Source organism: Fibrobacter sp. UBA4297 (genome assembly GCF_002394865.1).
Lineage (GTDB): Bacteria > Fibrobacterota > Fibrobacteria > Fibrobacterales > Fibrobacteraceae > Fibrobacter.
Window position 1 is genome coordinate 85,721 of record NZ_DGUZ01000021.1, and the last position, 19,215, is coordinate 104,935.

Annotated in this window: 16 protein-coding genes; 8 read left to right on the forward strand and 8 right to left on the reverse strand. The window is 46.7% G+C overall.

Annotated elements, in window-relative coordinates:
* Positions 1-3: 3 nt before the first annotated feature.
* On the forward strand, positions 4-1,578 hold the full coding sequence (locus B3A20_RS12340; protein ID WP_290765295.1) for a hypothetical protein: 1,575 nt from the start codon (positions 4-6) through the stop codon (positions 1,576-1,578).
* A gap of 18 nt (positions 1,579-1,596) precedes the next feature.
* On the forward strand, positions 1,597-2,349 hold the full coding sequence (locus B3A20_RS12345) for a DedA family protein (RefSeq protein WP_290765297.1): 753 nt from the start codon (positions 1,597-1,599) through the stop codon (positions 2,347-2,349).
* A gap of 110 nt (positions 2,350-2,459) precedes the next feature.
* Here the strand turns inward: B3A20_RS12345 and B3A20_RS12350 are convergent, their stop codons facing one another.
* Entirely contained in the window at positions 2,460-3,080 is a 621-nt protein-coding gene (locus B3A20_RS12350) for a toxin-antitoxin system YwqK family antitoxin (RefSeq protein WP_290765298.1), read from the reverse strand.
* A gap of 50 nt (positions 3,081-3,130) precedes the next feature.
* Here B3A20_RS12350 and B3A20_RS12355 point away from each other — a divergent pair, with 50 nt between their 5' ends.
* Positions 3,131-4,636, forward strand: a complete 1,506-nt coding sequence (locus B3A20_RS12355; RefSeq protein WP_290765300.1) for a B12-binding domain-containing radical SAM protein — start codon at positions 3,131-3,133, stop codon at positions 4,634-4,636.
* Between the two features lie 157 nt (positions 4,637-4,793).
* Here B3A20_RS12355 and B3A20_RS12360 read toward each other — a convergent pair whose 3' ends face one another.
* Positions 4,794-5,630 (reverse strand): site-specific integrase, encoded by an 837-nt coding sequence (locus B3A20_RS12360; RefSeq protein ID WP_290765303.1) that lies wholly within the window; start codon positions 5,628-5,630, stop codon positions 4,794-4,796.
* Between the two features lie 137 nt (positions 5,631-5,767).
* Here B3A20_RS12360 and B3A20_RS12365 point away from each other — a divergent pair, with 137 nt between their 5' ends.
* Positions 5,768-6,898, forward strand: a complete 1,131-nt coding sequence (locus tag B3A20_RS12365) for a GGDEF domain-containing protein (protein ID WP_290765306.1) — start codon at positions 5,768-5,770, stop codon at positions 6,896-6,898.
* Between the two features lie 145 nt (positions 6,899-7,043).
* Here the strand turns inward: B3A20_RS12365 and B3A20_RS12370 are convergent, their stop codons facing one another.
* The 4 genes from B3A20_RS12370 to argB form a co-directional block, all read right to left on the reverse strand.
* The gene (locus B3A20_RS12370) at positions 7,044-8,012 is read right to left on the reverse strand and encodes an Rpn family recombination-promoting nuclease/putative transposase (RefSeq protein WP_290765309.1); all 969 of its coding nucleotides are present in this window, start codon (positions 8,010-8,012) and stop codon (positions 7,044-7,046) included.
* Positions 8,013-8,152: 140 nt separating this feature from the next.
* Positions 8,153-8,857, reverse strand: coding sequence for a hypothetical protein (locus tag B3A20_RS12375; RefSeq protein WP_290765311.1), 705 nt, complete (start codon positions 8,855-8,857; stop codon positions 8,153-8,155).
* Positions 8,858-9,331: 474 nt separating this feature from the next.
* Positions 9,332-10,543 carry an aspartate aminotransferase family protein gene (locus B3A20_RS12380; RefSeq protein WP_290765313.1) on the reverse strand — a complete coding sequence of 404 codons (1,212 nt, stop codon included), beginning with the start codon at positions 10,541-10,543 and terminating at the stop codon, positions 9,332-9,334.
* Positions 10,524-11,315, reverse strand: a complete 792-nt coding sequence (gene argB, locus B3A20_RS12385) for an acetylglutamate kinase (protein ID WP_290765316.1) — start codon at positions 11,313-11,315, stop codon at positions 10,524-10,526. Before argB ends, B3A20_RS12380 begins: the two co-directional genes overlap by 20 nt.
* 375 nt (positions 11,316-11,690) lie before the next feature.
* Between argB and B3A20_RS12390 the strand changes: the two genes are divergently transcribed.
* On the forward strand, positions 11,691-11,888 hold the full coding sequence (locus B3A20_RS12390; RefSeq protein ID WP_173562927.1) for a ferredoxin: 198 nt from the start codon (positions 11,691-11,693) through the stop codon (positions 11,886-11,888).
* 218 nt (positions 11,889-12,106) lie between these two features.
* Here B3A20_RS12390 and B3A20_RS12395 read toward each other — a convergent pair whose 3' ends face one another.
* Positions 12,107-14,497: a Tex family protein gene (locus tag B3A20_RS12395; protein ID WP_290765320.1), complete on the reverse strand. Its 2,391-nt coding sequence runs from the start codon at positions 14,495-14,497 to the stop codon at positions 12,107-12,109.
* Positions 14,498-14,881: 384 nt separating this feature from the next.
* Positions 14,882-15,082, reverse strand: a complete 201-nt coding sequence (locus B3A20_RS12400; protein WP_290765322.1) for a hypothetical protein — start codon at positions 15,080-15,082, stop codon at positions 14,882-14,884.
* A gap of 111 nt (positions 15,083-15,193) precedes the next feature.
* On the opposite strand from B3A20_RS12400, the gene B3A20_RS12405 reads away from it, so the two are divergent.
* The 3 genes from B3A20_RS12405 (at position 15,194) to B3A20_RS12415 (ending at position 19,065) form a co-directional block, all read left to right on the forward strand.
* Positions 15,194-17,551, forward strand: a complete 2,358-nt coding sequence (locus B3A20_RS12405) for a hypothetical protein (protein WP_290765324.1) — start codon at positions 15,194-15,196, stop codon at positions 17,549-17,551.
* Between the two features lie 179 nt (positions 17,552-17,730).
* Positions 17,731-17,979: a hypothetical protein gene (locus B3A20_RS12410; RefSeq protein ID WP_290765327.1), complete on the forward strand. Its 249-nt coding sequence runs from the start codon at positions 17,731-17,733 to the stop codon at positions 17,977-17,979.
* Positions 17,980-18,045: 66 nt separating this feature from the next.
* A complete protein-coding gene (locus B3A20_RS12415; RefSeq protein ID WP_290765330.1) occupies positions 18,046-19,065 on the forward strand; it encodes a viperin family antiviral radical SAM protein in 1,020 nt (339 codons plus the stop codon).
* Positions 19,066-19,215: the final 150 nt, after the last annotated feature.

Genomic DNA, 19,215 nt, shown 5'->3' on the forward strand with positions numbered 1-19,215 from the left:
ATTATGAAAAAGATTTTCTTACTGCTAGCATTCGCTTTAACCGCCGCCTTCGCCGACCCCGAAGGGATATTTGTCGACGTAGAATTACTTTCGGGGACACGCCAGCGTGCAAGGCTCATGGGCATAGACAATGACACCGTAAGCCTTGGCGGTTACATCCAGAACAAGTTCACCATCGTCAAAATTGCAAAAAAGCAATTCAAGCGAATTGTAGACGAGAAAGGCATCGACCTGTTGGCAAGCTCCTCTAGTGCAAAGCTCGCACCGATTTCAAGTGCGGCGGTATCATCGTCAAGCGCTAAAGTAGCACATATTTCAAGCTCGTCCATTGCAAACTCAGCCACATCGAGTTCTTTGGCCGCAAAGACAACCGAAAAACCAGCAACAAAGCCCGTCAAGACAGTACTTGTCGCCTACACCGCAGAAGGTATTGACCAATCCGTTGCCGACCAGTTTACAGGCCTTACCGCAAGACTCCTAATGGAATCTGGCGAAAATCCGCATGTCATCCGCAAAAGCGATATCAACAACTGTAATGACAACATTTGCATGCAGAACCAGCTGGCCGCCTATGGTTTCAGGTCTATATACTCAGGCGAAATCGTGCAAGACATCAAGACCGACAGCCTGACGCTAAATCTCACCCACGCCTTTTTCGAAGATTCACTCCCGATGCTGCACAGGTCCAGCGTAAAAGTTTCGCGCACCGCAGCATTTAGCGATGCCATTACGAACAACAAACTAAAGAACCAGTTACTCGACGCTCAAGGCAAGGATGTCATAAAAACAAAGAAAGGACGCTCTTACATTCACATAGAGACGGACCCTGACGGTGCAACGATTTCCCGCACCAACAAAGATGCCATTTGCAAATCACCATGCACTTTCGTCACAACCGATACAGCAAAATTTACGCTTCACGCCTATTGGAACGTCGACAGGCATCTGTGGGGAGCAAGCACCAGCGTCCTCCCGCTCCCAGGCGACACCGTCTACGTTTCGCTCAAGCTCAAGCGCGTTTCTCCCGAAATAAGAATCCTAACATTCCCTGAAGGCGCCAACGTTTACAAGGCAAGCGCACCGATTACCAAACGCTCCAAGGCAATCGCCAAGACTCCCGAAAAAATCCCGGTTTACAACATGGGCATGGACAGCCTACTCATCCGCAGGGCCGGTTATCGCGATACACTCATCAATTTCTTTGTCGCACCGGTTTCACAAATCGACTTAAGCATCAACCTAGAAAAGCTGACGGACTTTGACGAAATTGAAAAACAGAACAAATGGTTGCACGACAAAAAAATGCAAACGCTTGGCGAAGCTTTCATTGGAGGCGCCGCAGGAACAGTCCTCATAGGAGCACTGATGATGTATTTTGCGCATCTGGATTATAGCGATGCAGACGACATCAAAAAAGAACTCAAGATTCCAGGAGCCGTCAAAGGCGAAAACTATAAGAACAAAGTCAAAGAGAACAAGAAACTCGTAGATCAGGGCGACAACAAAGCTATTGCAGGCGGCATTTTACTCGGTACAGGCGCCGCCCTCCTCGGTGTCGGACTTTACTTCTATTTTTAATTTTCTAAATTTGTCCCAATGAAAAACACAGTTATCAAAACAACCATTGCTTTAGCACTCCTCTTTACCGCATTTTCACTCGCAGCCGATACAACATCTGTAGACACTGCAGCCGCAGTCGCAAACGCCGCCGACACCGCAAAATCGACAGGGATTTACAACCAGATTATCGACTGGTACAACGAAAACTTGAACTACGGAACGATTACGCTTTTGATGGCCATTGAAAGCTCGTTTATTCCATTCCCATCGGAACTCGTTGTGCCGCCCGCCGCTTACAAAGCACTCCAGCCAGGTTCCGGCCTCAATATCGCACTCATCGTATTCTTTGCAACGCTCGGCGCTTTGATTGGTGCTTACGTCAACTACTACCTCGCAAAGATTCTCGGACGCCCGATTATATACAAGTTTGCCGATAGCCGACTCGGTCACTTTTTGCTGCTCGACGTTGAAAAGGTCGAAAAAGCAGAAAACTATTTCCGCGAACACGGCGCCATCTCGACTTTCGTCGGTCGCCTCATCACCGTCATCCGCCAGCTGATTTCGATTCCGGCAGGCCTTGCAAAGATGAAACTCGCCCCATTCACCCTTTACACGTTCCTCGGCGCCGCCATCTGGAACTGCGTCCTTGCACTGCTCGGCTATTTTGCCCATGGCCAGAAGGACATCATCGAGAAGTACAACTCCGAACTCGCCATCGCGCTGCTCGGCTTCGGTGTACTCTTCATCGGTTACATGGTCTGGAACGCCATGAAGCCAAAGAAAAAGTGAGGGCAGTCATTAGTTGTTAGTCATTAGTTGTTAGTCGTTAGTAATCAGTTTTAAGTTTGGCGCTTTCAGCGCACTTATATAACTAATGACCAACGACCATTGACCAATGGCTAAAAATCACAATTCTTGACGCAGCGGTTGTCTTTAAATTCGGCTTCGAAAACGACTTTTCCAAAGGTGTAGCGGTGGTAAGTTCCATTGCGGATGCCGCGGACAAAATTCATGTCCTCTTCTATTTGGCCCAAGTCGTTAAACGATTTATAGACTCCGTGAATCTGCCCATTTTCGTAAGGAATCTGGCGACGAAGCTTACCCTTCTCGTCCCAAGTCTCCGAAACGCCATTCAGAATGCCGTGACGATACGTTTCGCGGCTTTTTCTGTGGCCATTTTCGAAATAGACGATGCTAAAGCCCTCTTCTTCGCCGTCCAGATAGCCAACTGTTTCGCGCAAATTTCCATTTTCGTCGTACGAACGTAAAACACCATCTAACTTGCCATCCCTATACGGAGCTTCAACAGCTAATTTCCCGTTCGGATGGTAAGAAAGTGCCACGCCCTCGCGCACATCTGTTCCCTTTTTGACCGTGTAAACTCGAGCCACACGCCCGTCATCATACATCGTCCGGACCGTATCAAGCGCAACTTCAGTGGACTTCGGCGCCGCAAAGGCAGATATTGCAGTGCCACTCATCACGATACACGCTAAAAATGTAAAAAAACGCTTCTCCATTGCTTTATAATGTAGCATAATCCATTCAGATTATGTATTTTGTGAGCGTCATGAACGTTACATTTTTAAATCCCCCCTTCCACCCGATGTTCAGTCGGGAATCTAGATCTCCGTGTGTTACGAAGTCCAGTACTCTTTACTGGCCGATGTTTTTGAGCTATGCAGCTGGTGTATGCGAAGCCGACGGTAATGAAATTCAACTCATTGACAGCCCCGCCATGGAACTCGACTTGCCCCAGACGCTCGAGGGCATCAAGAAATTCGGCCCGGAACTCGTTATTTGCAGCACGAGCACCCCAAGCATTTTGAATGACCTCAAGGTGGTCCACGCCATCAAGCAAGAAATGCCGAACGTGAAGGTGGCCATCATGGGTACGCACGCGACCGCAGAGCCGCTCGAATCCATGGAAATGGAACCGTCTTTGGACTACGTTGTAATTGGCGAAGCCGACTACACCTGTAGGAACCTCGTCCGCGCCCTCCGTGGCGATGGCGCTCCCGTCGGTCAGTTTGCAGGTCTTGCCTACCGCACCGCAGAAGGCAAGGTGGACTTCCAGCCCGAAGGCCCGAAGATCGAAAACCTGAACGAAATTCCGTGGGTTTCCAAGGTCTATCGCAAGCACCTCTACAGCTGCTACAAGAAGTATTTCTACGGCGCAAACCTGAACCCGCTTATCGTGATTCTCAGTGGCCGCGGATGCCCGAACCACTGCAGCTACTGCGTGATTCCGCAGACGCTCAACGGCCACAAGTTCCGCCGCCGCGACCCGAAGGACGTTGTCGATGAACTCCAGTACATCAAGGAAAACTTCGAAGATTTAGGCGAGGTTTTCTTTGAAGACGATACGTTTACGGCAAGCCACGAACACGTGCGCCAGATTTGCAACTTGATTCTCGAACGCAATCTCAAGATTACGTGGAGTTGCAACGCCCGCGCCGATGTGCCGCTGGACTTGCTCAAGCTCATGAAGAAGGCCGGTGGTCGCGAAATGTGCGTGGGCTTTGAAAGCGCCTCCCCCGAGGTTCTCGAAAAGATTCACAAGGGCGTGAAGAACACCGATAAGGCTATTGAATTTACGAAGAATGCCCGCAAGGCAGGACTCCTCGTTCACGGTTGCTTCATGGTCGGTAACCCGGGCGACACGCCGGAAACGCTCCGCATGACGCTCGACTACGCCAAGAAGCTGAACCCGAACACTGCCCAGTTCTACCCCATCATGGCATACCCTGGCACCGAAGCTTACAAGGAAGCTCTCGCCAGTGGCGCTTTGAAGTCGAAGGATTACAGCCAGTGGCTCGACAAAGACGGTTTCCACCGTACTACGATCCAGCGCGGCGAACTCACAAGCCAGGCCCTCGTGGACTTCTGCGACAAGGCCCGCCGTGAATTCTACTTGCGTCCGAGCTACATCATTCGTCAGGGCATCATGGCCATCAAGAACCCGCGTGAACGTTACCGCGTTCTCCGTGGATTCGGCACGCTCGTGAAGCACCTGTTTAGGAAGCATGGTGAACTCGCCCCGGTCGCAAGACAGGCTCCGACTAATAAGCAGTAGAGGGAACCCCGAGGTTTCCCTCTAGACTCCCTTCCTTGGAATCATACGTCATTCTGAGAGGCGAATAGCCTCGAAGAATCCAGTTAAATTTCAAAAGCGACTCGCAATAATGCGGGTCGTTTTTTTACACAAAACAGAGCGACACAACGCCCTCACTTTATTTCAGCCGATTGAACTTTTTCATTTCTTTGTCCAAAAAGGTATCGACGTACTTGGCGTAAATAAGCGTCGTATCCAAGTTGCGGTGGCCAAGAAGTTTGCTTGTCGCAGGTAACGGGATTCCTATTGTAATGCACGTTGTTGCAAATGTATGCCGCGCCAAGTGGCAATGGACATGCTTGTAATGCCCTAGCTTTTTAGCGGCCTTGCGGAGCGTGCGATTGAATGTCGAATTGTCCACCACATGGAACACACGCCCAGATGTTAGCGGGTTCGGGAGCAACAGCCGCGCCTGCACAGGAATCGGGATGTACACCGCCTCGCCCGTCTTGTGCATCTGCTTACGGATTTTCCAATCAAAAATTTCAGACGCATCAAGCGTACGCAAATCCCCGTAACGGAGCCCCGTAAAACAGCTGAACAGGAACACGCGCATCACGTCATCTTCTGCCCGCGTCAAAGCGACATGCGACTCCATGTAACTCAAATAAAGATGTTTCAGCTCACGCAACGTCAAAAATCCACGACGCGAATAGGCACGCCCCACCTTCACGTTTTCAAACGGGTCGCCATGAATCACTCCGTCCGCCTTCATCTTGTTGCAAAAAATACGGAACACCGAAAGCGCCTTGACCACAGTCGCTTCTTTATTGTGGAGCGTTTCCAAATAGCGCTTGTAATTCCGCACCGTCTCAGAAGTCACAGCATCGCATTCGAGCTCCGGTTCAAAAAGCGCAATTTTCTTCAAATTCCAGTAATACGTGCGTACCGTCAAAGGTGCGAGTTCATCAGCATCTTTCTTTAAATAGTCAAGCGCACAGTCCAAAAAACGCATAAAACCTCCAATTGTTTAAAATGGAGGCTGAATTTAATCACGTTTTTCAATTATTTCGACTTCTGTTTAAAACATCCCATATTTATAGACTATATTTATATTAGCGATTTATTACACATTTTTTTATGGAGGGAGCCATGAACGATATTATCCAGGCGGTAAACATCTGTATAGACTTGTTCAGCCTTTCCATATTGTTCCTCATTTTGGTTCTCCTCTGGGTCGGGCATTGGCGTAACGACAGGCTTCAGTACAACTTTACAGGCATGATAATCGCCTACCACGGCGTGATTATCACGTACGCCATCATCCACTTTTGCGACGGTGAACTTTCGGCCCCAGTTTATACCATTGTCGATTTAGTCAGCTTTGTTTCAAGCGCGCTGTGCATATACTATTTTTCTCAATACGTCATTGCATTCCTCGAAAACAAGAAATGCGAACTGCACAAAATCATACACTACATGATTTATGCGCTTTGCGTCCTTGACTTTTTACTGAACGTCGGCGTAGACTTCTCTACAGGCGACATTACCCGCGACTGGACTTCAAACGAGACAATCGTTTCTTGGCTTGCCACAGGCGTTTGGGGCATTCTCATGACGGGAATCATCATTTATTACCGCAAGCAGTTTGGACTACGGACTTTTATCTTCTTTATCATCTACTTTATTCTGCCCTTTATTGCAGGCTCGGCAGCTCCGTTTGTCGAAGGGATCCGCGTGGATATCGTCAGCGTGGTCTTCGTAATTGTCTGCCTTTTTGTCGGTGTTCAGGTCGGCGAAAACACATCGCATAAAATGTTCGAAAAGCTGAGTTTCAACGACGCCATGACGGGACTTTTCAACAGAAACTACCTTGTGATGCACCCCGACGATGTGAAGCGCAAGCTCCCATGCAGTTACGTGATGTTTGACCTAAACCACCTCAAGGAAATTAACGACAACTACGGACACAGCAAGGGTGATGAATACATACGAAACTTTGCCGAGATTCTAAAGAAGATTCTCCCCGAAAACGCCGAAGCCATCCGCACCGGAGGGGATGAATTTTTGGTGATTATTCCCAAATTCAACCGCGCAAAATGTGAAGCGTTTTTAAGCCGTTTCATTGAGGAATCCAAACAAACTCAAGTTCAGGGAATTACGGAAAGCGCCGCCTACGGCTTTGCGGTCCGCACGACAGGCTTGCAATCCGAAGAAGAGGTCATCGCAGCCGCCGACAGGCAGATGTACCTGCAAAAGAAGGCGTCACGGGAAGGAAGATAGTAGGTAGTTAGAAGTAGACAGCAGGCGGTAGGAAGGATTTGCTATAGGAATGCGCGCAGAAAGCGGCGATGCGCCAAACATACAAAAAGACCTGGAACTAAGTCCAGGTCTTTTTTTCAAGTTTATAGGAAGGCACGTGAGCAATTCAGGTTTTATCTAAATCAGCCTTAATTGCCAAAACATCAGCTTCAGAAAGCTCTGTGAACTCCGTAATTTCTTCGATGGGCTTGTTTTTCAACAGCATTTTCTTCGCAATTTCGCGATTTCTTTGATTGCGACCCTGTTCAAGACCTTGTTCAAGACCTTGCTGCAAGCCGCTATCAATAGCCGCTTTATGGATTGCGTATTCATCCCACTTGGCTTTCTGAGCTTCATCGATCATTTTCTGTTCCTCTTTCGATAATTTAGCCAATTTCGCTGTCGAAAACAAGAGCTCGAACACCGTATTCGCGTACTGCTTGGGCATCTGCGTCATATTTTTCATGTTCTTAAGAGCATAAAGCGCCTTGTCGAGCGTCGTTTCAAGTTCGTCCAAAGGCTTGTTGAACTTCGGAAGCTCCACAAACGCAAAATTGAGCGTATCACTAATGCAAGACCCATTGATTTCGCGAAGCTTTGCCCGACGAATGTAGCGGTCATCGGCAAACACATTAAATTCCATGAACACAACTGTAACAACAGGGTTCAATTCGTAATTGTACTTTTTGCCGCGTTGTCCCTGAGCAACGACCGTCTGCGAAGCGTAATAAATCGAACGATTGACAATGTTTTTCTGAAAAAGGATCTGCACTTCGATGATGAATCTCCGCTGAGCCGAATCGATGCAGTGCAAGTCGAAGATGGAAGTCCGATTTTCATTCGAACCGTCGCTGTATTCCTTGTTACGAGACTGCACATCCACAATCGGCGATGCAATTTCTCCTTCAAGTACAGAGTTCAAAAGCGCAATCAAACATACTTTGTTCTGCGAGTCAGGATTGAAAGCCTTCTTGAAAGTTCTGTCGAGAAGAAGGTCCGCGAATACACCCGCGCCCTTGAATTCTTCGAAAGTTTTGGCCTCGCTAATCATTTCACCATGGCCATTTTTTGTTTCGGTCTCAATATTATTTCCCATATTTTTCCAGTGTTAAGACACCCGATAATGTCGGGTTCATAGACAAAAAACCGATCCCCGTCCTTTATATTAACACGTTTTAGAAACCCATTTGGCCTAAAAATTCTCAAAAATTTTTTAAATTTTACAATAGATAAAATTCATCGCGAAATGCCGCACTTTTTCACGAGCTTTTCTTTAAACTGTTTATCTTCCATAGCATCTAGCAAATCAAGGATATCTTCTTTTTCAGCGTATTTACCGTTCCATCCGATTTCACAGGATTCATCGATGTGGAAAGAGCCCTTGTATTCATCATTCATAAAGCAATCGGCAAGAAACAGATATTTTCCGCTCTTTTCAAAGAAGTCCTGATTTGCAGATACAGCAGGCAACAGTTCGATATCTTTTGTCAGAGATTGAACATCTTTTATCTGCGTATTGCGCATTCTAGACATTTTTGCACCTTCTAAAGAATTATTTTCAGGCACATAAATATTGCACATATAATCTTTATTATAACTATGGATTTTTACAGAACGAATGATGTTTTCACAAATAGACGAATCAACCTGATCGGGATAATAAATAAACTCAATTATTTCAGGAGGTTGCCAACTTTTTCGCTTTAACGGAGTTCGATCAGACCAAATATAAACTTGTCGCTTTTTAGTTTTTACTCCATCGATAGTTACAACCGTATCAAGCCTTCCCGCCTCGCTAAACTCATTAGGATTTTTTGGAGGCAAAAACGAAATCGGATATGCACCATGATAGTACGTCATTTGAATGAAAGTCATAAGCTTACGCCCTGCAGTGTCTTTAATCTCGTAAAAACTCAACTCAAAATGATGAGTTTTTTTCACAGAATACCCCTTAGGCAAAGCAATATGAAATTCTGGCAGAACAAAAAAATCTTTTGTATAAACAGATCCCGACTCCTTTAAACTAGAAACTGATTCCTCGTTCGATTTAGAACAAGAAACGCAAAACAAGGTCAAAAGGATTGCAACAGAAACGCTTATTAACTTCGAGGACAATTTCATCGCAGTATAAACTACATAAATTCACGTGCTGATGGCAAAAAATTTAGCCTATGGAGTTTATCCATAGGCTGTTTTTAAAAGGTGATGCCCGATCAGGTCGGGCATGACAATTCAACTGTTTAAATTTTTAGGAGAAGCGAGCAGAACAAGGCCGCAGGACCGAAGCTGTACAAATCGTACAGCGAGAGTCCGAGAAAATCAATGAGGCGAGCGCAGCGCAAGCGTATTTATACGCATGCATTGCCGAGCCGATTGGATTTCTGCAACGCCGTAATGCGAAGCTTATCGTAAAAATTACTTTGCGACCTTGGCGAAAGCCGCGCCAAGCTTAGCAAGAGCTTCGTCGCATTCAGCAGCAGAGACGTTCAGCGGCGGGAGCAAACGGAGCACGTTGCCCTTAGCGCTCAAAACCATCATACCTTCGTCGCGGGCGGCAGCAATTACGTTACCGACCGGGAGCGATTCGTCAAGAGCGAGACCGAGAATAAGGCCTTCACCACGCACGCCCTTCACTGCCGGGAACTTTGCGGCGATAGCTTCGAGGCCAGCCTTGAGCTGAGCGGAGCGGGCTTCGACATTGGCGAGGAATTCCGGCTTTGCAATCTGGTTCACGACAGCGAGACCGACAGCGCAAGCAACCGGGTTGCCACCAAACGTCGTGCCATGATCGCCCGCCTTGAGCTGGTCAGCGACCTTCTGGCGGAGGAGCACTGCACCAAGCGGGAGACCGCCGCCAAGAGCCTTCGCAAGCGACACGAGGTCAGCGTCAATGCCATGCTTCTGGAGGCCAAGGAATGTTCCGAGACGGCCCATGCCTGCCTGGACTTCGTCGACAATCACGAGGCAGCCGAATTCTTTCTTCAAGCTGTTGATTGCAGCGACCATTTCATCGGAAACGGTCATCACGCCACCTTCAGCAGCGAGAGATTCAAGCATAATGGCGCAAGTGTCGTTGTTGACTTCGGCCTTGAGGGCAGCCACATCGTTCCAAGGAACGTGAACAAAGTCACCCGGCATAGAGCCAAAGCCTTCGCGGATGGCCGGCTGACCCGTTGCAGAAAGGGCAGCAAATGTACGACCGTGGAAGCTGTTGATGAACGTTACGATCTTCTGGCGGTTCTTTTCACCCTTGCGATCGAAATACTTACGAGCAAACTTGATGCAGCCTTCGTTAGCTTCGGTACCGGAGTTGCAGAAGAATGCCTTGTCGAAACCCGTTGCAGCGAGGAGAGCCTTAGCGAGGTTCACCTGCGGGTAGTTCGGATAAAGGTTCGAAATGTGGAAGAAGCTGTCCATCTGTTCTTCGACAGCCTTCTTGATAGCAGCATTCTGGTGACCGAGAGCGTTCACGGCAATGCCAGCGACAAAGTCAAGATACTTCTTGCCGTTCTTGTCGAACAAGTAAGAACCTTCGCCACGGACAAATTCAATATTGGCCTTGCCATAAAGCGGGGCGATAAACTGCTTGTCTTCTTCAAAAACGGAATTAGCCAAGGATTGTGCCATAGTTCAGTTCTCCATTAATTTGTTTTACAAAGTGGTCGGCATCCTTCCAGCCGACAATGTGAATGCTCTTGAGGCCGCGTTCAATACTCTTGAAGCTTTCGCGGACCTTCGGGATCATGCCGCCGTTGATGACGCCAGAAGCAATGAGGGCTTCGCTTGCATCTTCCGTGAGTTCAGGAATGACGGTCTTGGAGTCGTCCATCACGCCCGGAACATCGCTCACCAGCACGAACTGGTCAGCGTGGAGTGCCACAGCCAGTTCGCTTGCGGCAGTATCAGCATTCACGTTCCAGCTCACAGCCTTGCCGTTTTCGTCCGGACCGATAGAAATCGGGCTTACGACCGGAACAAAGCCTGCAGACCAAAGTGTTTCCACAATCTGCGGATTGACCTTCTTGACTTCGCCCACGAGGCCAAGATCCACCTTGCCCTGCTTCTTGACCACTTCAAACAACTTGCCATCGACGCCACTGAGGCCGACAGCGTTGCAATTGTTTTCGAGGAGCATTCGCACGAGCTTCTTGTTGACGTGTCCCGAGAGCGTCATTTCGACCATCTTCATGATAGAAGGCGTCGTGACTCGGAGACCGTCGATAAAGGTGGGTTGTTCTCGGAGCAAGGAGATGTTTTCGTTGATGTCCTTGCCACCGCCGTGCACCACGGCCACTTGGCAGCCCATAGCCGGAAGCTTGCTGACTGCCGCCACAAAATCGGCCAACTTGGCTTCGTCGATTGCCAAGCTGCCACCAATTTTTACAACCACTTTTTTCATCGCTTACGATGTCCTCTTAATTCTCAGGCGAAAAGCGAGCACCATTGCCCGGATTAACCCGAAAAATTTACCGCAAATTTAGAAAAAGGAATTATCGGCTAACCGCCAGAGACTCATTTTTTAAATGAAAAAAAGCACGTCATGCGGGCGGGGCCCCAGCTCGGAGTTGCGAAGGCCGCACGGGCCCCTCCCTGCACCCTCCCCATCCTTGGCCGACGCTCTATTATCCCGACGAAAAGAAGTAATAGAAGGCAAACAAACTTTCGCATTTGGGTAAAAAATGCAAACATATTCCCTTTTCTTTCACTTTTTCACTCTTCAAGCGTAATTTTTTTATATTTTTGGGGAAAACCTAACCAATATAAGAGGTATTTTATGGCAATTACGAAAGTTTGGCTCGATGAATCTAGCGACGAATGCGTCTCCTGCGGCGCTTGCGAAGCAACTTGCGATGCAGTCTTCTCCGTTCCGGAAAAGATGGTCGTTAAGGAAGGCGTTGATTACAGCGCATACGAAAACGAAATCAAGGACGCAGCTGACAGCTGCCCGGCCGGCGTGATCAAGTTCTCGTAATTCGAGCATTTAGGCAAAGTTATCGCGGAACCCCGCGATGGTACGAAGCTTTGCTTATCTTGTAAGATTGAACACAAAAACAGCACTCGATTCTATCGAGTGCTGTTTTTGTTTGTTTTCGCATTTGTCACCCCGGATTCATTCCGGGGTCACCTTTTCCGTTAAAAAGGCGATGCCGGAACGGAGTCCGGCATGACAGTGTAAAGCGCGACTCTCGGCTAGAAGCCCTTTTTCATGGACTTAAGAAGAGCATTCAGCTTGGCGGGCTGAGCGGCGTTTGCCTTCTTCGGAGCAAAGCCCGGGCGTTCCTTACCGGCAATCTTGTTCTTGAGGTCGGCAATCGTTGCATGACCCTGGATGCCACCCTGCGGGCGAGCACCACCGTCGCGATGACCGAAGTTACCACGCGGGCCTCCCACGCGCTGACCACGAGGACCGTTTGCGCCAGCACCGGCAACACCGTCCGTCTGTTCCTGCTTCATGGAAAGGCTGATGCGCTTCTGGTTTGCATCGACTGCAACCACGCGAACCTTCACCACGTCACCGACCGTAAGCACGTCCTTAGCGTCCGTCACATACTTGTCGCTGATTTCAGAAATGTGAACGAGACCGTCCTGATGCACGCCGATGTCCACGAAAGCACCGAAGTTAGCAACGTTGGTCACGACACCTTCCATCCAGCTACCCGTCACGAGGTCGTTGATGGTCTTGATGCGGTCATCGAACTTAGCATAACGGAATTCCTTACGCGGGTCGCGGCTCGGCTTCTGGAGTTCCTTGAGGATATCTTCCAAAGTAGCACGACCGACTTCGTCGGAGAGGAATTCGTCGAGCTTGATGCCCTTCACAGCGTCTGCATTGCCGACAATTTCCTTGACCGGAACGCCGACCTTTTCAGCCATCTTTTCGACAAGAGCGTAGTTTTCAGGATGCACGGCGGAATCGTCGAGCGGATTTTCAGCACCCGGGATACGCATAAAGCCAGCAGCTTGTTCGAACGCCTTCGGGCCAAAGCCCTTCACCTTCTTCAAGTCTTCGCGACTTGCATAAGCGCCGTTTTCTTCACGGTACTTCACAATCGCTTCAGAGAGCGTGTTGCTGAGGCCTGCCACGTGAGAGAGGAGCGGAGCAGAAGCGCTGTTCACGTCAACACCGACCATGTTCACGCAGCTTTCTACGACTTCGTCCAAACGCTTCTTGAGTTCGCGCTGGTTCACGTCGTGCTGGTACTGGCCCACGCCAATGGACTGCGGATCGACCTTGACAAGTTCAGCGAGTGGGTCCTGCAAGCGGCGGCCAATAGAAATAGCGCCACGGGTCGTCACGTCTTCCTTCGGGAATTCGGCGATAGCGATCATGCTTGCGCTATAGACAGAAGCACCCGCTTCAGAAACGATAACGCGCGGCGGAACCTTGCCCTTGAACTTGAGAGCCATTTCACCACAGAAAGCGTCCGTTTCGCGGCTTGCCGTACCATTACCAATAGCGATGAGGTCAATCTGATACTTGTCGATGAGGCTCATCAGATAAACTGCGGCTCCGGCCTTGTCGTTCCACGGTTCATGCGGCTTGATGATGCCGTGATCCATGAACTTGCCGTTTTTGTCGAGCACAGCGACCTTGCAACCCGTACGGAAACCCGGGTCGAGGGCGAGCACAGCCTTGTGGCCTGCCGGAGCGGCGAGCAAAACGTCCTGGAGGTTCTTGGAGAACACCTTGAAAGCTTCTTCTTCGGCGGCGTCCTTGAGGAGGAGGCGCACTTCGCTTTCCATGCTCGGCTGGAGCAAGCGTTCCCAAGCGTCCTTGCACATATCTTCGAGATACGGCTTCCAGACAGAGTCGTGCTTGATGACCTGATTCTGGAGGTAACCGATCATTTCTTCGTTCGGGACTTCGATGGAGAGGCGAAGCACCTTTTCCTTTTCGCCACGGCGGAGAGCGAGCATACGGTGGCTCGGGATCTTGGAGACCGGTTCGCTAAAGTCGTAGTAGTCCTTGAACTTGGTTTCTTGCTTTTCGAAATCCTTCTTGACCTTGGAAACCATAACACCAGTCTTTTCGACCTTGTTGCGGAGGTACTGACGGTATTCGGCGTTGTCTGCAACTTCTTCGGCCAAGATGTCTGCAGCACCCTTGAGGGCGGCACGCGGGTCGGCAAGGCCTTTTTCTTCGGACAAATAAATGCGTGCAATTTCTTCTGCCGTGTTTCCGGTATTTTCCTGAGCCCACATCAGGCGGGCAAGCGGTTCCAGACCAAGTTCCTTTGCAATCGTTGCGCGAGTACGCTTCTTCGGCTTGAACGGAGCGTAAATATCTTCGAGAAGAGTCTTGTCCTTGCAAGCTTCAATCTGTGCCTTGAGTTCCGGCGTGAGCTTGCCCTGTTCCTCGATGCTCTTGAGGATCGTTTCCTTGCGGTCCACAAGTTCCTGGAGGTAGTCGCGACGGTGGCTGATGTCGCGGAGTTCAATTTCGTTCAAAGTACCCGTCTGGTCCTTGCGGTAACGGGCGATAAAGGGGATCGTGCCCCCCTGGTCCATAAGTTCGAGCGCCTTAGATACGCGCCACACTTCAAGATTCAGCTCTTCAGCAATAATCGCAGAAAAATCCATTTGAGATTCCTACTTGTAGATTCCGTTTCCGGATTTGGGGTCCACCGAACCGTACACCCTTGTTTGGATAGCACAGCCCGCACGGCCCTCGTGATACACGCCCGGCAACAACCGCTGCCAGACACCCCGTTCGGGGGTCTACCGAATATAGCAAAAGAAAGTGTCAAATTTTCGACAGTTGAGGGTTAGGCTCAAAAAAGATGTCTGGACAGGGAGGAACGGGAAGAAAGACTAGCGCCAGGAGATACAGTTGAGACGGTTATCATTTCTACATATTCTAAACCTGATTCCGCAAAGCACCAACGTCCTCCACGGAAAGGCCAGAACACGCTGCAATTTCTTCATCAGACAATTTGCCATTTGCTTAAACTATCGGACAACTCCTCAATAAAAAAAAGGAACTTTCAAAAGCTCTACAACCGTAAAAATGTACGAGTCTACAAACTGTTCACCTGTTTCCAAATCAATAGTCGATGCACGGTGAATAATGCGGTCGTCATTTTCAAAAATGCGGTACTGAGCAAGAGCAATGCCCCCGATACAAGACCGAGACTGGCTCCAGTCGGCTTCACATCGTAATTCCATTTTACGCCATGCTCCGTCTGATTTGCAACCATTTCATTATGGAAAATCTGTTTATATCAAATCAACAGAATCACAGTGGGACAACATAGAAAAAAGAAATATATTTACGCTATGGCATTACAAGATTACAACAAATTCCTCGAAGACAGTCTCGCTATTGACACCCGCTATCCAACGCTAGAAGAATTTCTTTTGGCTCTTGCAAATTGTATTCCTGAAAAGCCTTCCGAGGACGAAAAAAAACATATCATAGACAGCCAATTAGGCCGAAGAGTTATTTCAAAGAAAGACATCGTTGATTACCTGGCTTCTATGGGATTACGTTATGATTTAGTGATGCCATTATACATCTATATTATCAGACATCCTAGATTGAACATAATGAGCAGAAATAGTTATCTGCATCTTATAATGTTCACATTATTTATAAACCGATATAATCTTAACGAGTATGCCGACATAAACAAGCATCCTTTAGAAGGATATTCCAGAATAACGGGTTTTACAGATTTTCTAAAAGAAACTGTTGTAAAAAAAGACGGTCACTATGATATCAAAATGCCCGAAGGAGATAATTCAGAATACCTAGACAATTTATACAACTGGCTAAATGGGAGCATTCCAACAATTGGGACTCTTGAACGTTTTTTACAACATGTAGCTTCTGTCGAAAATTCTCCCATAACCATGAACCGCAATAAAATTCTTGTCTTGTGGTTTTTCCAGTTCATGTCAAAAAATTATCCCCACGACGAAAAGCATTTCGCATCAAAAGAATATCAAGATCAAAGGGAAAAAAATGATGATGAATTAGAGGAAATAGACAATCTTGTTGTTGGCCCTAAAATGCCCTATTCACTTGCAGATAATACCGAGCGAATAGAAAAAGCCAAGGAAAAATATTCCATCGATGAATATCCGTTTATTGCTCAAATGCAAATCAAGCACCTTATTTACCAACATCGATATAAAGAAGCCATGACAATAGTCCAAAATATTGTCCCGCTATTTTTCTATTTGAGTTCCAATGAAAATTGGGGTTGGTTTTCTCTTATTCTAAGTTTTGTTATTTTCAACTATACAGAAACAAAGGATAAGAAAGAAAAAATATCCTTAAAGAGTCTATTCAAAAGAATTTATAATCTTGGATGCATTTTTGAAATTGACGACAACCTTCTAGAACTGGAAAAAAAAGAAAACGAAGATATAATCGTTAATAAATACTGCCGTAGATTTAAAGAATGGAGAGATTGTCAGTATCATTATACACAACAAACAAAAAAAACACTCCCCTTTCCTAAGCCTGATTATAAAAAGGTGAATCAACACAGAGTTACATTCGGCGACGTGGTCAACTGCCCTCAATTGATTTTTTACACGCAAATTAACGAACCCAATATCGTATGCACACTATTGAAAAAAGGTGCTAAAATTAATGCATCGACACCAAGCAACGAATCTGCCTTATTTTGGAACCTAATCAATCTTGATTTAACAACACACCTTAATTTTGGCAGAACAACGATGTGTCCGCCAGAATCAAAATTATTAATCAATAATAAAGAATTAAGTGATTATGTGTATGCTAGAAAAGAGGCTTATTTCAAAGTTATAAAAGGAAAAGATTTAGACAAAGACTTAGAAAACGGATACAACGTTTTCGTCGAATGCGCAGAAGAACAACACAAAGATGCCTATAAAATTTTTGAAGCGCTCCTACCGCATTATCAAGACCCTAAAGGGAATTGGCCCTTATCAACTTTTCAAAAGAAAACTTTATATGGTCGAACCATTATAAATGTAGCCGTTTGCACTGGGGATATAGACATCATATCTTCTGTAATTGACTTATACAAAAAATACTGTGGAGAAAACAACACTGATAAGTGGATGAATGAAATCGCAGAATTTCAACCTAGAACACCCGTTTTTTGGGTATCCCGATTATACCATTATCTCGAAGATCAAACGATTTCCTTAAAAAAATTACTATCAAATAATCCAACAACTAATTTTGTAGAATGGTCAAGATGTAATCCGCAATTGATTGCAAAAAGCTGGAACGCTGCATCGCCTTATAACATCAAAAATTTCAGTGAAAATTACGAGCTCGTTCAAAACGACTTAGCCAATCCAATCATGTCAATAATACAAAATTTACAGCTATATTGGGAACATCGTTACATCAAGGAAAAATTACCCGAAAATAAACTACTAGCTATTCTACAACTTCTTTTAGATAATCACGCAGACCCATTAGTAATGATCGACGGAACAACTATCAATTTTTCGAAAGAGTTTAACGCACTACACCATGCCATATACAATGGATGGCTTGGAGGGGTAAAAATGATGGTTGAACACATAAAAAATAAAGCGAAATTTGACGAGGAACCATACTTGAAATTTGCAGTACAACAGGATCCTAAAAAATGTAGGCAAATAGTGGAATATCTGTCATCCCTTTAACAATCACAAATTCTAACCATTAAAAAGGAAAAATGGCGAAATTCGAAAGAATTCGCCATTTTTTTGCATTCAAAAAAAATCGTGAACTTTCTACACGTGCAATCCGGATTCGATTTAACAATATTCGGTAGGGAAACGCGGAAACACCCGCTTCTTTCACACAACCTATCGAGGTCTTTATGTCCCACATTTCCACCGACAAGCGCATTAACGATTTCTGCAACGCCCTCATTCGAAGCAAGCGTTGGGAATTCATCCAAGGCAAAACACACCCTTCGCTCAGGCACATCACAAAGGGTGGTTTCAAGACACTTATCGTGTCAAGTACGCCTAGCAACAACTACGCCTACGAAATGATGCGTCGCGAATACAACCATTACATTCGCGAGTTTCTCATTCAAACAGGTGTAATCCAAGCGACAGCCTAACCTACGCTTAGTAGCCGCGCATCTTGCACAATTTCAACAAATCATCATTTTAAAAAGGAAAAACCTATGAATTTCAAGACCATCGTCATTAATTGGCACATTACCGAGACCTGCAACTATCACTGCAAATTTTGCTTTGCTAAGTGGAACAAGCCTACAGAAATCTGGAGCAATCCGGAAAATGTACGGAATGTTCTTGCCAACATTAGCCAGCACTTTCGCAGCCAAGGCTATTTTCACATCCGTTTGAACATTGTCGGTGGTGAGCCGATTTTATTCCCCGAACGATTGTGGAACGTGGTAGAAACGGCATATTCTCATGAGATGGAAATTTCCATTATCACCAATGGCAGCCACCTCGAAAATATTCGACCTTTTGCACATCTGATTTCGCAAGTCGGGATTTCCATCGATTCGCTTGATCATGAGACCAATCTGAATATCGGTCGAGAATGTGGCGGCAAGACTATTCCGTTAGAGACTCTCCGTCAGAAAATTGAAGACATCCGCAAGGTTAATCCCGATATCAAAATTAAGTTGAATACGGTTGTAAGCATGCACAACTACAACGAAGTCCTCGTAGAGCGTTTTGCCGAACTCCATATCGACAAGTGGAAAATTCTGCGCCAAAGGCCATTCAACGGAAACCACGGCGTTAGCGATTACCAATTCTACGCCTTTCTCAGAAACAACTTCAATGAAAAATTCATGCAAACGAACGTACCGGAACATCGCGAGGATATGCTAACAGCATTCATTGGTTGCGAAGATATCGAGAAACCCAGTGAGCCGCAACAAGTGATTTTCATCGAAGACAACGATGCAATGACCGAAAGTTACTTGATGATTTCGCCAGATGGTCGCCTTTTCCAAAACGGGAATATAGAATACGCTTACAGCCGCCCATTGACAGAAGTCCCATTCGCAGAAGCTTTATCCGATATTAAATTCGACAACGAAAAATTCGAAAGTCGTTACGGGACTTGGCTAACACAAGATGCGGTAAACAAGATGGAGAGATTCTTCCATGTCGTCGAGGACGATTATGGCGATTTCGAATGTTTTGCAGAGCTCAGCGACGACTAAATTTTATTTCCAGCCAAAACTCCACATATTTCCGAGTTTTGGCTTTTTAATCCCACACCAAAAAAACACTTACAACACGTTTCCATTTAAACGCATACAAAACCATCCACCCCTCCGTTCCTTTAGTTACTTTTGGGGCATAACAGGAGC

What these genes read in the sequence shown, in the direction of transcription:
- B3A20_RS12340 (WP_290765295.1), top strand. Translation starts at nt 4, where the DNA reads ATGAAAAAGATTTTCTTACTGCTAGCATTCGCTTTAACCGCCGCCTTC.
- B3A20_RS12405 (WP_290765324.1), top strand. Translation starts at nt 15,194, where the DNA reads ATGGCATTACAAGATTACAACAAATTCCTCGAAGACAGTCTCGCTATT.
- B3A20_RS12365 (WP_290765306.1), top strand. Translation starts at nt 5,768, where the DNA reads ATGAACGATATTATCCAGGCGGTAAACATCTGTATAGACTTGTTCAGC.
- B3A20_RS12395 (WP_290765320.1), bottom strand. Translation starts at nt 14,497, where the DNA reads ATGGATTTTTCTGCGATTATTGCTGAAGAGCTGAATCTTGAAGTGTGG.
- B3A20_RS12360 (WP_290765303.1), bottom strand. Translation starts at nt 5,630, where the DNA reads ATGCGTTTTTTGGACTGTGCGCTTGACTATTTAAAGAAAGATGCTGAT.
- B3A20_RS12350 (WP_290765298.1), bottom strand. Translation starts at nt 3,080, where the DNA reads ATGGAGAAGCGTTTTTTTACATTTTTAGCGTGTATCGTGATGAGTGGC.
- argB (WP_290765316.1), bottom strand. Translation starts at nt 11,315, where the DNA reads ATGAAAAAAGTGGTTGTAAAAATTGGTGGCAGCTTGGCAATCGACGAA.
- B3A20_RS12345 (WP_290765297.1), top strand. Translation starts at nt 1,597, where the DNA reads ATGAAAAACACAGTTATCAAAACAACCATTGCTTTAGCACTCCTCTTT.
- B3A20_RS12400 (WP_290765322.1), bottom strand. Translation starts at nt 15,082, where the DNA reads ATGGAATTACGATGTGAAGCCGACTGGAGCCAGTCTCGGTCTTGTATC.
- B3A20_RS12390 (WP_173562927.1), top strand. Translation starts at nt 11,691, where the DNA reads ATGGCAATTACGAAAGTTTGGCTCGATGAATCTAGCGACGAATGCGTC.
- B3A20_RS12380 (WP_290765313.1), bottom strand. Translation starts at nt 10,543, where the DNA reads ATGGCACAATCCTTGGCTAATTCCGTTTTTGAAGAAGACAAGCAGTTT.
- B3A20_RS12355 (WP_290765300.1), top strand. Translation starts at nt 3,131, where the DNA reads ATGAACGTTACATTTTTAAATCCCCCCTTCCACCCGATGTTCAGTCGG.
- B3A20_RS12415 (WP_290765330.1), top strand. Translation starts at nt 18,046, where the DNA reads ATGAATTTCAAGACCATCGTCATTAATTGGCACATTACCGAGACCTGC.
- B3A20_RS12410 (WP_290765327.1), top strand. Translation starts at nt 17,731, where the DNA reads ATGTCCCACATTTCCACCGACAAGCGCATTAACGATTTCTGCAACGCC.
- B3A20_RS12370 (WP_290765309.1), bottom strand. Translation starts at nt 8,012, where the DNA reads ATGGGAAATAATATTGAGACCGAAACAAAAAATGGCCATGGTGAAATG.